The 13,410-nt window shown below is 68.9% G+C and carries 13 protein-coding genes; 2 read left to right on the top strand and 11 right to left on the bottom strand.

The window, feature by feature from the left end:
• Positions 1-9 precede the first annotated feature (9 nt).
• The 5 genes from ACH4KB_RS20820 to ACH4KB_RS20800 form a co-directional block, all read right to left on the bottom strand.
• Positions 10-963, bottom strand: coding sequence for a YafY family protein (locus ACH4KB_RS20820; RefSeq protein ID WP_018959519.1), 954 nt, complete (start codon positions 961-963; stop codon positions 10-12).
• A gap of 160 nt (positions 964-1,123) precedes the next feature.
• Positions 1,124-1,498, bottom strand: a complete 375-nt coding sequence (locus tag ACH4KB_RS20815; RefSeq protein WP_003970173.1) for an FKBP-type peptidyl-prolyl cis-trans isomerase — start codon at positions 1,496-1,498, stop codon at positions 1,124-1,126.
• A gap of 44 nt (positions 1,499-1,542) precedes the next feature.
• Positions 1,543-2,481: an FKBP-type peptidyl-prolyl cis-trans isomerase gene (locus ACH4KB_RS20810; protein ID WP_398067366.1), complete on the bottom strand. Its 939-nt coding sequence runs from the start codon at positions 2,479-2,481 to the stop codon at positions 1,543-1,545.
• Between the two features lie 311 nt (positions 2,482-2,792).
• On the bottom strand, positions 2,793-4,154 hold the full coding sequence (pafA, locus tag ACH4KB_RS20805; protein WP_026290808.1) for a Pup--protein ligase: 1,362 nt from the start codon (positions 4,152-4,154) through the stop codon (positions 2,793-2,795).
• A gap of 9 nt (positions 4,155-4,163) precedes the next feature.
• Entirely contained in the window at positions 4,164-5,423 is a 1,260-nt protein-coding gene (locus ACH4KB_RS20800; RefSeq protein WP_398067365.1) for an MFS transporter, read from the bottom strand.
• Between the two features lie 135 nt (positions 5,424-5,558).
• Between ACH4KB_RS20800 and ACH4KB_RS20795 the strand changes: the two genes are divergently transcribed.
• Positions 5,559-6,590: a LacI family DNA-binding transcriptional regulator gene (locus tag ACH4KB_RS20795; RefSeq protein WP_398067363.1), complete on the top strand. Its 1,032-nt coding sequence runs from the start codon at positions 5,559-5,561 to the stop codon at positions 6,588-6,590.
• Positions 6,591-6,649: 59 nt separating this feature from the next.
• Here the strand turns inward: ACH4KB_RS20795 and prcA are convergent, their stop codons facing one another.
• From prcA to arc, 6 genes are all read right to left on the bottom strand, one after another.
• Positions 6,650-7,471, bottom strand: coding sequence for a proteasome subunit alpha (gene prcA, locus ACH4KB_RS20790; RefSeq protein WP_398067361.1), 822 nt, complete (start codon positions 7,469-7,471; stop codon positions 6,650-6,652).
• Between the two features lie 110 nt (positions 7,472-7,581).
• On the bottom strand, positions 7,582-8,427 hold the full coding sequence (gene prcB, locus ACH4KB_RS20785; RefSeq protein WP_398067359.1) for a proteasome subunit beta: 846 nt from the start codon (positions 8,425-8,427) through the stop codon (positions 7,582-7,584).
• Positions 8,379-8,891, bottom strand: a complete 513-nt coding sequence (locus ACH4KB_RS20780; RefSeq protein ID WP_398067358.1) for an endonuclease VII domain-containing protein — start codon at positions 8,889-8,891, stop codon at positions 8,379-8,381. The genes prcB and ACH4KB_RS20780 overlap by 49 nt, the downstream gene beginning before the upstream one ends.
• Positions 8,892-8,979: 88 nt before the next feature.
• Positions 8,980-9,198: a ubiquitin-like protein Pup gene (locus ACH4KB_RS20775; RefSeq protein WP_010057120.1), complete on the bottom strand. Its 219-nt coding sequence runs from the start codon at positions 9,196-9,198 to the stop codon at positions 8,980-8,982.
• 130 nt (positions 9,199-9,328) lie between these two features.
• On the bottom strand, positions 9,329-10,840 hold the full coding sequence (dop, locus tag ACH4KB_RS20770; protein ID WP_361327925.1) for a depupylase/deamidase Dop: 1,512 nt from the start codon (positions 10,838-10,840) through the stop codon (positions 9,329-9,331).
• Between the two features lie 235 nt (positions 10,841-11,075).
• Positions 11,076-12,842 carry a proteasome ATPase gene (gene arc, locus ACH4KB_RS20765; protein WP_398067357.1) on the bottom strand — a complete coding sequence of 589 codons (1,767 nt, stop codon included), beginning with the start codon at positions 12,840-12,842 and terminating at the stop codon, positions 11,076-11,078.
• A 240-nt stretch (positions 12,843-13,082) separates the two neighbouring features.
• Here arc and ACH4KB_RS20760 point away from each other — a divergent pair, with 240 nt between their 5' ends.
• Positions 13,083-13,394 (top strand): ferredoxin, encoded by a 312-nt coding sequence (locus ACH4KB_RS20760; protein ID WP_398067356.1) that lies wholly within the window; start codon positions 13,083-13,085, stop codon positions 13,392-13,394.
• The last annotated feature ends 16 nt before the right edge of the window (positions 13,395-13,410 follow it).

Here is a 13,410-nt window from a genome sequence, read left to right as displayed (position 1 = left end):
TCCCTGTCCCTAGTCCTTGGCCACGGCACGGAGCCGGTCCACCACATCGGCCCGCAGATCGGCGGGTTCCTCCACGACGACGTCCGGGCCGAACTCGACGAGCCAGGCGTCGAGTCCGTGCCCGTACGGGATCTCCAGCTCGTCCCAGCCGTCGCCGCGTTCCCTCACGGCTATCGCGCGCGAGCGCAGCGGGTAGCCGGCTCCGGCGCGGAGCCTGATCCGGGCGGTACGGGTCGCGGTCTCGCCGGCCCAGCTCTCGACGGTCTCGCGGACGGTGACGACGTCGGGCACCTCGGCGCTGAAGGCCCCGGCGCGGGAGCGGACCTTGCCGGTGATGCGGGAGAGCCGGAAGACGCGTTCGGCGCCGCGCTCGCGGTCCCAGCCCGCCAGATACCAGTGGCCGCGCCAGCATTCGAGGGTCCAGGGTTCGACCTGGCGCTGCTCGGGGCGGGCGGAGTTGGCCTTGCGGTAGTCGAAGGTGACGGGGCGCCGGTCGCGGCAGGCCAGCATCAGGGGCTCGAACGCCGCCTCGTGGACGGGGATGCGGGGTTCGAGGGCGCTGTGGACCTCGTAGGCGTCCTCGGCCTCCGGCATTCCGGCGGCCCGCAGCTTCTGGAGGGCGCCGCTGGCGGCTCCGGCGAGGCGGGCCTGCTGCCAGACCTTGGCGGCGAGGCCGAGGGCCGCGGCCTCCTCGGCGTCCAGGGTGATGGGGGGCAGCCGGTTGCTGTCGCGGCGGGCCAGGTATCCGGTGTCGCCGTCGAGGTTCTCGACGGTCTCGATGACGAGGCCGAGCTCTCGCAGATCGTCCTTGTCGCGCTCGAACATCCGGTTGAAGGAGTCGTCGGAACCGGCTTCGAGGTAGGCCTCGATGGATCCGCGGAGTTCGCGCTTGCTGAGCGGGCGCCGGGTCCCCAGCAGGCACAGCGCGAGGTTCATCAGCCGCTCGGCCTTGGCAATCGCCATCGACGCCCTCTCTCTTGTTGCTCTACGACCGCCGACCGTACCGCCCCGGGGTGTGGGGACCAAAAGGCGGACCGCCGACCGGAGAGCGGTGACGGGGCCCGGAGGGCGGTGAGGGCCCCCGCCGTACGGCGGGGGCCCTCGTGCGCACAACCGGAACGGATCAGACCGCTACGAGGTCGCAGACGAAGATCAGCGTCTCGCCCGGGGCGATCTTGCCGCCGCCTGCGCCGCGCTCGCCGTAGGCGAGGTGCGCGGGGATGATCAGCTCGCGGCGACCGCCGACCTTCATGCCCTGCACGCCCTGGTCCCAGCCGGAGATGACCTGGCCGGCACCGAGCTGGAACTGCAGCGGCGTGCCGCGGTTCCAGGAGGCGTCGAACTCCTCGCCGGTGGAGAAGGCCACGCCCACGTAGTGGACGGAGACGGTCTGGCCGGCCTGGGCGACCGCGCCGTCGCCCTCCCAGATGTCCTTGATCTGCAGGTCGGCCGGCGGCTCGCCACCCGGGAAGTCGACCTCGGGCTTCTCGATGCTCACGGAAACTGCTCCTCTAAATGATGAACTGGACAACCGGGACAGTCTTACACCTTGGCGAGGATGTCCACGGCGAAGACCAGGGTGGAGTTCTTCGGGATGGCCTGCTGCTGCTGGTCCCCGAAGGCCTGGTCCGGCGGGATGACGAGCAGCACGCGGCTGCCGACCTTCTTGTCGACCAGGCCGTTCTTCAGGCCCTTGAGGGTGACCTGGGACAGCGGGAAGGTCTGGGTCTTGCCCGTGGTGTACGTGTTGTCGAACTCCTTGGCGCCCTTCCAGATCATGCCGACGTAGTTCACGACGACGCTGTCGGACTCCTTGACGACATCGCCGTCGGACTCCAGGACGTAGTTGGAGACGAGCTTCTTCGGCGGGTCGCCCTTGGGGATGGTGACCGTCGGGGCCTTGCCGTCGGTCTTGACGCCGACCTTGGGCAGGTCGATGTTGTCCTGGGCGACCTCGGTGCCCTTGGCGGAGGCCGGGATCTGGGTGGCCTTCAGGACGTCGACGACGAACACGAGCGTGGCGTTGGGCTTGATGTCGCCCTGGCCCTGCTCGCCGTAGCCGAGCTCCGGCGGAATGACCAGCTCGACGCGGCTGCCGACCTTCTGGCCGACCAGGCCCTTGTCCCAGCCCTGGATGACCATGCCCGCGCCGAGCGTGAGGTCGAAGGGCTGCTTGCGGTCGAAGCTGTTGTCGAACGGCTTGGTGGAGTCCCACGCCTGGCCGAGGTAGTTGACCTGGATCGCGTCGCCGTTCTTGAGCTTCGCGCCGTCCCCCTCGCTGAGGACCTCGGTCTTCAACTCCTTGGGCGGGTCACCCTCACCCTTGGAGAGGGTGGGCTTCTCGCCGAACTTGGCGCCCGCGGTGATCGCGGGGACGCCGTTCTTGGACGAGGCGGAGTCGGAGGCCTTGTCGTCGCTGCCGCACGCCACTGCCGACAGCAGCAGGAGGGGGGCGAGAAGAAGGCCGGCAATTCGGCGCACTGGTTCCTCAGATCTCAGGGGGCACGGTGAATCGGTCCCGCAACACTCTAAGGGCTGTCCCGCAATTCCCGGCGGGCGCGCGACGACAGCTACGGCACCTCGCCGCGCTGCCGGAACGTCCCCGCACATCCAGTATGCGGACGTCCCTCCGCCTTGCGACGCACCGCATCTGACGCCGCGCGCTGATCCACCGGGAATCGCGGGACAGCCCTGAGGCCCTCCGATTCGGTTGGGGCCGGACCCGCACGGACGTCCCCGGCCCCCAGGACCGGTGGGTCCTGGGGGCCGGGGACGTCCGCGGTGACATCGGCTCACATGCCGGCGATCAGCTTCTCCACCCGTTCGTCCACGGAACGGAACGGGTCCTTGCACAACACCGTGCGCTGCGCCTGGTCGTTGAGCTTGAGATGGACCCAGTCGACGGTGAAGTCCCGCCGCTGCTCCTGGGCCCTGCGGATGAAGTCGCCGCGCAGCCGTGCCCGGGTGGTCTGCGGGGGCACCGACTTGCCCTCGAAGATCTTCAGGTCGTTGCAGATGCGGGCGGTCTGCCCCTTGCGCTCCAGGAGGTAGAAGAGGCCTCGGCGGCGGTGGATGTCGTGGTAGGCGAGGTCTATCTGGGCGACCCGCGGATTCGACATGGTCATGTTGTGCTTGGCCCGGTACCGCTCGATGAGCTTGTACTTCATGACCCAGTCGATCTCGGTGTCGATCCGGTCGAGGTCCTCGGCCTCGATCGCGTCCAGGGTGCGCCCCCACAGCTCCAGGACCTGGTCGACGGTGCCGGTGCGGATCCCCCGGCGCTCGACGAAGTCCACGGCCTTCTCGTAGTACTCCCGCTGGACCTCGATGGCCGAGGCCTCCCGGCCGCTGGCCAGACGCACCTTGCGCTGCCCGGTGAGGTCGTGGCTGACCTCGCGGATCGCCCGGATCGGGTTCTCCAGGGTCAGGTCGCGCATCACGGTGCCCGCCTCGATCATGCGGAGCACCAGGTCGGTGGCGCCCACCTTGAGCAGCATGGTCGTCTCGGACATGTTCGAGTCACCGACGATGACGTGGAGGCGGCGGTACCGCTCGGCGTCGGCGTGGGGTTCGTCGCGGGTGTTGATGATCGGCCGGGAGCGGGTGGTCGCGGAGCTGACGCCCTCCCAGATGTGCTCGGCACGCTGGCTGACGCAGTAGACCGCGCCGCGCGGGGTCTGGAGCACCTTGCCCGCGCCGCAGATCAGCTGCCTGGTGACGAGGAACGGAATGAGGATGTCCGCGAGCCGGGAGAATTCTCCGTGGCGGGCGACGAGGTAGTTCTCGTGGCAGCCGTAGGAGTTTCCCGCCGAGTCGGTGTTGTTCTTGAAGAGATAGACGTCGCCCGCGATTCCCTCCTCGTGCAGGCGGCGTTCGGCGTCGACGAGCAGACCTTCGAGAATGCGCTCGCCCGCCTTGTCGTGCGTGACCAGTTCGGTCACGTTGTCGCATTCGGGGGTTGCATATTCCGGATGCGATCCCACGTCGAGGTAGAGGCGGGCGCCGTTCCGCAGAAAGACATTGCTGCTGCGGCCCCATGACACAACACGGCGGAAGAGGTAGCGCGCCACTTCGTCAGGTGACAGTCGGCGCTGTCCCCTGAACGTGCACGTGACGCCGTACTCGTTCTCCAGCCCGAAAATGCGGCGGTCCATGACTGAACATTACGCCTTATGGCCTGAGCTGAAACCGGGTTCGACGGCTCCGTTTCGATCATTTTCCGATCCCGTCACGACGGCGGGCGTACGGGAGGGGGCCGCGAGGACGTTCCCGGTGGCCAGGAGGACCACCAGGGCGGCCACTCCCCCGGCCCCGGCGACGGCGAAGCTCCAAGCGGTCGAACCGAGTTCGACGGCCGGTCCCGCGACGGCCGTGCCGGCCGCCGCGCCCACGCCGAACGTGGTGACGAGCCAGGAGAACGCCTCGGTCACCGTCCCCCGCGGGGCGTGCCGGTCGACCACGATGAAGGAGCAGGCGATGGCCGGCGCGAGGAACACTCCGGCGAGGGCGGCGAGGGCGGTCATGACGGGCACCGAGGGGGTGAGCGTCAGCGGCAGATAGCCCAGTGCCAGCAGCCCGACGATGACCCGCAGCCGCTTCTCGGGGGCGCCGGCCCACTGCCGCGCCCCGTAGCCGAGGCCGCCGATCAGCGCGCCGAGCCCGAGTGCGGCCATCAGCCACCCGTACACCGATTCCCGGCCGTGGTCGTCCGCGTACGCCACCCCGGCCACCGTGATGGAGCCCAGGGCGAGCCCGACGAAGAAGAACGCGCCGAGCAGGGCGAGGAGTCCGGGCGAGCGCAGGGCGCCGAGCCAGTGGGCCTCACGGGGCGCGGAACGCCAGGTGCGCGAGGGCTCGGACAGGACGACCGAGAGGGCGCCGAGGACTCCGATGGCGTTGATGACGAGCAGTGCGGCGGCAGGCGACCAGAGCGAGACGAGCAGCGTCACGAGGAGCGGGCCGACGGTGAACATGATCTCCTGCGCCACGGCGTCCATGGCGTAGGCCCGGTGCACCTGGCCCTCGCCCTTGAGGACGCTGGGCCACAGGGCCCGCAGGCCGCCCTCCAGCGGCGGTGTGGCGACTCCGGCGACGATAACGGCGAGGTAGGCCAGCGGGAGCGAGGAGAGGCCCGTGACGGCCAGCAGCGACATGCCGAGCGCGGAGACCACGGCGGCCGGGAGCTGGACACGGGGCTGCCCGTAGAGGTCGACCGCCCGGCCGAGCAGCGGCTGCCCGACGGCGGTGGCCAGTCCGTAGGCGGCGGCGAGCACCCCGGCCAGGGTGTAGCTGCCGCCCTCCGCCCGGGTGAACAGCACGATCGCGATGTGCGCGGTGCCGTTGGGCAGCCGTCCCACCAGGGTGCCCGTCAGCAGCCGGGCGGCATGCCGCGCCCGGAGGATGTCCAGATATCCCGCGGCCATGTCCGCCCCTCTCCGCCCCGACCGGCTGCACCGCCCCCGAGGTGTTACGTATAACGTCGAGGTTCATACGTACCATGTGCGCAGTTCGCGGGTCCACCTCGCGGCGTTACGGAAACATCCCGCACGGAGGCACGAGTGACCAGCGCGCAGCAGCCCGGCCCCACCCGGCCCACCAGCCGCGACGTGGCCCGTGCGGCGGGCGTCTCCCAGGCGACGGTCTCCTTGGTGCTCGGCGAGAAGTGGCCGGGCAGGGTGTCGGAGACCACGGCCCAGCGGGTCCGGGACACCGCGGCGGAGATCGGCTACCGGCCCAATCTGGCGGCGCGCAGTCTGCGGCTCGGCCGCACCAGGACCGCGCTGCTGGTGGTGCCCGCGCTCACCAACGAGTTCTTCGCGCGGGTGTACGCCGGGGCCGCGGAACTCGCCGCCGAGCACGACTTCGGCGTGGTGCTCTACCCCTCGCCCGACGGTACGGGCCCGGCCCGGGACCCGTTCGCCTCGGCCCGCGCCGCGCTCGACGGGATCATCGCGTCCTCGATGGCCGCCGACGCGCTGGGCGCGCTGCACGGGGCGGATCTGCCGCTGGTGATGCTGGACAGCGACCCCTCGGACACCGGACCCGCCGCCCGTGTGAACCTCGACATCGCCGACGGGATGCGGCAGGTGACGGACCATCTGCTGGGACTCGGCCACCGCCGCTTCCTGCATCTGGCGTCCGCCGTGGACACCTGGACGTTCGCCGTGCGCGCCGAGGCGCTGCACGACGCGCTGGGAGCGGCGGGGGGCGTGACGGTGCGCACGGTGCGCGCCCCGCTGGAGGTCCGGGCGGGGCGCGAGGCGGCCGAACAGGCCCTGTCGGCCATCGGGGGCCGGCCCACCGCGATCATCTGCGACGACGACATTCTGGCCGCCGGGGCCTGCAAGGCGGCCCGCAGGCTCGGGCTGCGGGTGCCGGACGAACTGTCGGTCACCGGCTTCGACGACCTGGCCCTGGCCACCGCGCTGGAGCCGGAGCTGACCACGGTGCGGCTGCCGGCGGAGCAGGTCGGGAAGCGGGGCATGGAGGCGCTGCTCGCGGTGCTGGACGGCCGCCCCGTCGAGCGGGGCGGTCTGCCGGTCCGGCTCGTCGTACGCGGCTCCACGGCGCCGCCCGATGCCCGGACATGACGGTGCCCCCTGGGCCCGGACCCGGGGGGCACAGCGCCCCGAGGGGCGCCGCTCGTCTCCTACTTGTCCGTCTCCTCCGTGGAGTCGGTCGTGCCGTCGGCACTGCCCGTGCCGTCCGTGACGCCGGTGCCCTCGGGGTCCTCGGTGTCGGACGGGGCGTCCGTCGGAGTGCTGCCGGCGGTCTCCGTGTCCAGCAGCCGGGCCAGCTGACGGCCGACGATCCGCTTGAACTTGCGCTGCTGGGGGCGGGTGCGGTCCAGGACCGCCACCTCCAGCCGTTCCGCCGGAATCTCCCGCTCGCCGCCGCCCGGCTCCCGCGAGAGCGCCTGGACGGCGAGCTTGAGCGCCTCGGCCAGCGTCATCCCGTCGCGGTGGCGCTGATCGAGGAAGGTGCTGATCTGCTCGGAGTTGCCGCCGACCGCTACCGAGCCGTGCTCGTCCACGATCGAACCGTCGTGCGGCAGCCGGTAGATCTGGTCGCCCTCGGCCGCGCTGCCGACCTCGGCGACCACGAGCTCCACCTCGTACGGCTTCTCGGCCGCACTGGAGAAGATGGTGCCGAGCGTCTGGGCGTAGACGTTGGCCAGCCCACGGGCCGTCACATCGTCCCGGTCGTAGGTGTATCCCCGCAGATCGGCGTAGCGCACGCCGCCGATGCGGAGGTTCTCGTACTCGTTGTACTTGCCGGCGGCCGCGAAGCCGATCCGGTCATAGATCTCGCTGAACTTGTGCAGAGCGCGGGACGGGTTCTCGCCGACGAACACAATGCCGTCGGCGTACTGCAGCACAACGAGGCTGCGACCGCGGGCGATGCCCTTGCGGGCGTATTCCGCCCGGTCGGCCATGGCCTGCTGGGGTGAGACATAGAACGGCGTCGACACCGGCTATCCGTCCCTTTCTGTCAGTGACGAGTGCGTCGGGAGGCCAGGGCTCTCGTCCGGATCGGGTCGGGCGCGGGGTCCGGCCCGATCCGAACGAAAGACCCTGCGGATCAGAGCAGCGCGGCGCGCGGGCCGTCGGGCTGCTCGAGTCGGCGTTCCAGGATGGAGCGCGCGATCTCGGATGACTCCTGGTCGGTCAGCCTCCGGAAGCCTTCGTCGGTGATGACGGTGACGATCGGGTAGATGCGTCGGGCCACGTCGGGGCCGCCGGTCGCCGAGTCGTCGTCCGCCGCGTCGTACAGCGCCTGCACGACCAGGGTGAGGGCCTGCTCCTCCGTCAGGTCCTCGCGGTAGAGCTTCTTCATCGCGTTGCGGGCGAAGATCGACCCGGAGCCGGTGGCCGCGTAGCCGCTCTCCTCGGTACGGCCACCGGTGACGTCGTAGGAGAAGATGCGGCCCTTCTCGCGGTCGACGTCGTAGCCGGCGAAGAGCGGCACCACGGCGAGGCCCTGCATGGCCATGGCGAGGTTGCTGCGGATCATGGTGGAGAGGCGGTTGGCCTTCCCCTCCAGGGAGAGCTGGGCGCCCTCGACCTTCTCGAAGTGCTCCAGCTCCAGCTGGAACAGCTTGACCATCTCCACAGCCAGTCCGGCGGTGCCGGCGATGCCCACCGCGGAGTACTCGTCGGCCGGGAAGACCTTCTGCATGTCGCGCGAGGCGATCATGTTGCCCATGGTGGCGCGCCGGTCGCCGGCCAGGACCACGCCACCGGGGAAGGACGTCGAGACGATGGTCGTCCCGTGCGGCGCCTCGATGGCCCCCTGGAGCGGCGGCAGGCTCCGGTTGCCCGGGAGCATCGCGGGTGACTGGTCGGACAGGAAGTCCATGAACGAGGACGAACCCGGCGTCAGGAAGGCAGCTGGTAGACGCCCGGTGCTACGAGTGTTGGCTTCCACGCGTTTCCCTCCACGTATGCGGCTGCACGCCTTATGGCGTCCGGCCGATCCTTGAACTGCCCCAGGGCTGCGTTGCAGCTGAAGCACAGTACGCCACGGACCCTACCCGTCTCATGGCAGTGATCCACGTGCTCAGCCGGAGCGATTAGACAGATACAGCACACGCCCTGCTGAGCCGCGATGAGCGCGTCCAGCTCGGCAGGAGCAAGACCGTACTTGCGCTTGAAGTAGCTGATCCGGTTTCGCTCCGCCCTGCACTCCCGGCAATAGCTCGACCATCCGTCCGAAGGCGACTTGTTGCGCTCCCACTGATCATGCGGCTTCACCTCGCGGCACTGCGGGCAACGCTTGTGCTCCCTCGGCACCGGCACCTTGACCCGGACCGACTTGCCCCTGGCCTCCTGACGCTGCCGGTAGTACTCAGCAGAGCACTTCCGGCAGTACGCCTGGAGGCCATCAGACATAGCCCTATTGCCGGCGAAGGCCTGCCGCGGCAGGTCCTTCCGGCAACGCGAGCATTGCCTCTCCATGGGAATTTCGGACATTAAGCCCTTATTCCCCACCCTTCTGAACAAATGACCTCACGAAATCCTCGGCGTTCTCTTCGAGCACGTCGTCGATCTCGTCCAGGACCGAGTCGACGTCGTCGCTCAGCTTCTCCTGGCGCTCCGCGAGGTCCTCGGACGCCTGCGCGTCCTGCGCCTGCTCCTCGACCTCCTCGGTGGAACGTGTCGCCTTCTGCTGTCCGCCGCCGGTGTCCTTGGTCGCCATGTAGCTCACCCCGCTCGGTTCGAAGCAATCGAAGCTCTTGATCAGACCCTACCCACGGGGTCCGACATTTGACCCGGTAGTTGATGCAACGCCCGCGCCTCAGGTGATTGATTCCCAGCCCGAGGGCCTTTCAGCCGCCCGACAGCACCCGGACCAGCTCCTCCGCCGTCCGGCAGCGGTCCAGCAGGTCCTTGACGTGTTCCTTGGTGCCGCGCAGCGGCTCCAGAGTGGGCACCCGCTGCAGGGAGTCGCGGTCCGGCAGGTCGAAGATCACCGAGTCCCACGAGGCCGCCGCGACGTCGTCGGCGTACTGCTCCAGGCAGCGCCCCCGGAAGTAGGCCCTGGTGTCCTCCGGGGGCTTCGTGCGGGCCCTGGTAACCTCGTCCTCGTCCAGGAGGCGCTTCATCTTCCCCCGGGCCGCCAGGCGGTTGTAGAGGCCCTTGTCGGGCCGCACGTCCGCGTACTGGAGATCCACCAGGTGCAGCCGGGGCGCGTCCCAGTCCAGCGCGTCACGGCGGCGGTAGCCCTCCATGAGCTCCCGCTTGGCGATCCAGTCCAGCTCGCCCGCCAGGCTCATCGGATCGGTCTCCAGCCGGTTGAGGGTGTCCTCCCAGCGGGTCAGGATGTCCTTGGTCTGCTCGTCGGCGTCCGCGCCGTACCGCTCGTCGACGTACTTGCGGGCCAGTTCGAAGTACTCCATCTGGAGCTGGACCGCGGTGAGTGTCCGGCCGCTGCGGAGCGTGATCAGCTGCCGCAGGTCCGGGTCGTGGGAGACCTGGTGCAGGGTGCGCACGGGCTGGTCGACCGCGAGGTCGACGTTGATGAAGGCGTCCTCGATCATGGACAGCACCAGGGACGTGGTGCCGAGCTTGAGATAGGTGGAGATCTCCGAGAGGTTGGCGTCGCCGATGATCACATGGAGCCGGCGGTACTTCTCGGCGTCGGAGTGCGGCTCGTCCCGGGTGTTGATGATGGGGCGCTTGAGCGTGGTCTCCAGCCCGACCTCGACCTCGAAGTAGTCGGCGCGCTGACTGATCTGGAAGCCGTGCTCGTTGCCGTCCTGGCCGATGCCGACCCGGCCCGCGCCCGTGACGACCTGGCGCGAGACGAAGAACGGCGTCAGATGGCGCACGATGTCCGAGAACGGCGTCTCCCGCTGCATGAGGTAGTTCTCGTGCGTGCCGTAGGAGGCGCCCTTGTTGTCGGTGTTGTTCTTGTAGAGGTGGATCGGCTGCGCGCCCGGGATGGCGGCCGCCCGCTCGGCCGCCTCCGCCATGATCCGTTCCCCGGCCTTGTCCCAGAGCACCGCGTCGCGCGGATTGGTGATCTCCGGGGAGCTGTACTCGGGGTGCGCGTGGTCGACGTACAGCCGGGCGCCGTTGGTGAGGATGACATTGGCCAGGCCGATGTCCTCGTCGGTCAGCTGACTGGAGTCGGCGGTCTCCCGGGCGAGGTCGAAGCCTCGCGCGTCACGCAGCGGGTTCTCCTCCTCGAAGTCCCAGCGGGCGCGGCGCGCCCGGTGCATCGCCGCCGCGTAGGCGTTGACGATCTGGGACGAGGTGAGCATGGCATTGGCGTTGGGGTGGCCGGGGACGGAAATCCCGTACTCCGTCTCGATGCCCATTACTCGCCGTACGGTCATGCGGCCCTCCTTGCCCGGCGTCGGCCCCCTCCGGGGACGACGCTCAAGTACCGCTGCTGTGTCCGGTGCGTGTGCGGTGCCCGTCACCGCACTGCGCGACTCGGCGGTACCGCAGAGCCTAGAGCGCCTCTGCGCCGGTGGGGAGCTCCATTACGACATTGCTCCGGCACGGCCGGAACGGGGGAATGAAACCGGCTGCGGAGGCCCCTGGGGGCTTCCGCAGCCGGTCCGTGTACTACAGGTATTGGCCGGTATTGGCCACCGTATCGATGGAACGGCCGGTGTCCGCGCCCTGCTTTCCGGTGACGAGTGTGCGGATGAAGACGATCCGCTCACCCTTCTTGCCGGAAATCCTGGCCCAGTCGTCCGGGTTGGTCGTGTTCGGCAGGTCCTCGTTCTCCTTGAACTCGTCCACGCAGGCCTGCAGGAGATGAGCGACCCGCAGTCCCTTCTGGCCCTGTTCCAGGAATGCCTTGATGGCCATTTTCTTCGCCCGGTCGACGATGTTCTGAATCATCGCGCCGGAGTTGAAGTCCTTGAAGTAGAGGACTTCCTTGTCGCCGTTGGCGTACGTGACCTCCAGGAAGCGGTTCTCCTCGGACTCCGTGTACATCCGCTCCACGACCGACTGGATCATGGCGTGGGCGGCGGCCGGCCGGGAGCCGGTGTGCTCGGCCAGATCGTCCGCGTGCAGCGGGAGCCCCGGGGTCAGGTACTTCGCGAAGATGTCCTTCGCCGCCTCGGCGTCCGGACGCTCGATCTTGATCTTCACATCGAGACGGCCGGGTCGCAGGATGGCGGGGTCGATCATGTCCTCGCGGTTGGAGGCGCCGATGACGATGACGTTCTCCAGGCCTTCCACACCGTCGATCTCGGCGAGCAGCTGCGGGACGATGGTGTTCTCCACGTCCGAGCTGACGCCACTGCCGCGGGTACGGAAGAGGGACTCCATCTCGTCGAAGAAGACGATGACGGGGGTGCCCTCGCTCGCCTTCTCCCTCGCACGCTGGAAGACCAGGCGGATGTGCCGCTCGGTCTCGCCGACGTACTTGTTGAGGAGCTCGGGGCCCTTGATATTGAGGAAGTAGCTCTTCCCCGTGGGCTGCCCGGTGACCTCGGCGACCTTCTTGGCGAGCGAATTGGCGACGGCCTTGGCGATGAGGGTCTTGCCACAGCCGGGCGGACCGTAGAGCAGGATGCCCTTCGGCGGGCGGAGCTCGTGCTCCTTGAAGAGGTCGGGGTGCAGGTACGGAAGCTCGACCGCGTCGCGGATCAGCTCGATCTGGTCGCCCAGGCCGCCGATCTTGTCGTAGTCGATGTCCGGGACCTCTTCGAGGACGAGCTCCTCGACCTCGCTCTTGGGGACCACCTCGTAGACGTAACCCGACCTGGAGTCCAGGAGCAGGGCGTCGCCGGAGCGGATGGTGATGTCCAGCAACGGCTCGGCGAGCCGCACCACCCTCTCCTCGTCGGTGTGCCCGACCACCAGGGCGCGCTCGCCGTCCTCGAGGATCTCCTTGAGGGTGACGATGTCCCCGGCGCGCTCGAACTGCATGGCCTCGACCACGTTGAGCGCTTCGTTGAGCATGACCTCCTGGCCACGCCGGAGGTCATCGAGCTCGACACTGGGGCTGACGTTCACCCGGAGCTTGCGGCCCCCGGTGAAGATGTCGCAGGTGCCGTCCTCGTTGGCCTGCAGGAAGACGCCGAAGCCGGCCGGCGGCTGCGCCAACCGGTCGACCTCCTCCTTGAGGGCCACGATCTGGTCACGCGCCTCACGGAGCGTGTTGGCGAGCCGCTCGTTCTGCGCGGACACGCCTGCCAGGTTCGTCTGCAACTCGACGATCCGCTCTTCGAGAATCCTCGAGTGACGCGGAGAGTCGGCGAGCTTACGTCGCAGGACGGCGATCTCCTGCTCGAGATAGGCAACCTGGCCGGCAGGGTCCTCTGACCCTCGCGCGGGCCGGGTGCCGCGGTTGATGTCGTCGTCGTGGGCTGCCACGGTCCTCACCTCCTCCATGGGGAGCTGGACGCTTCCTGACCCTACCTGGGTGGGTGGTGATTGAAACCCCTAGATCACAAAGACTGCGGGGCGTGTCCGATCTTCACCCTTGCGCTCTCCCTCACGTCAAGGGAATACCCACCCTTCGCCACCGGAAAGCCGCCGGTTGTATCGTCGAACTGTTCAACACCCGTCAGGGCTGGCTCCAATTGGTTCAGATACGCAGGAACGGCAGGACACATGACCGTGCAGCAGGACTCGCCGGGCGACAGTGACACGCAGGACCTGGAGGTCTGGATCGACCAGGAACTCTGTACGGGGGACGGCATCTGTGTGCAGTACGCCCCCGACGTCTTCGAGCTGGACATCGACGGCCTGGCCTATGTGAAGAGCGGCGACGACGAGCTACTGCAGAGCCCGGGGGCGACCACGCCGGTGCCGCTGCCGCTCCTCCAGGACGTCGTCGATTCGGCCAAGGAGTGCCCCGGGGACTGCATCCACGTGCGGCGCGTCAAGGACAGCGTCGAGGTGTACGGACCCGACGCCGACTAGCCGGTACGGGCGCTCG

The sequence above is a fragment of the Streptomyces sp. NPDC017520 genome (assembly GCF_044329855.1).
Taxonomy (GTDB): domain Bacteria; phylum Actinomycetota; class Actinomycetes; order Streptomycetales; family Streptomycetaceae; genus Streptomyces.
The sequence above is the reverse complement of the archived record's forward strand: the minus strand, read 5'-3'. Positions and strand labels throughout refer to the sequence as shown.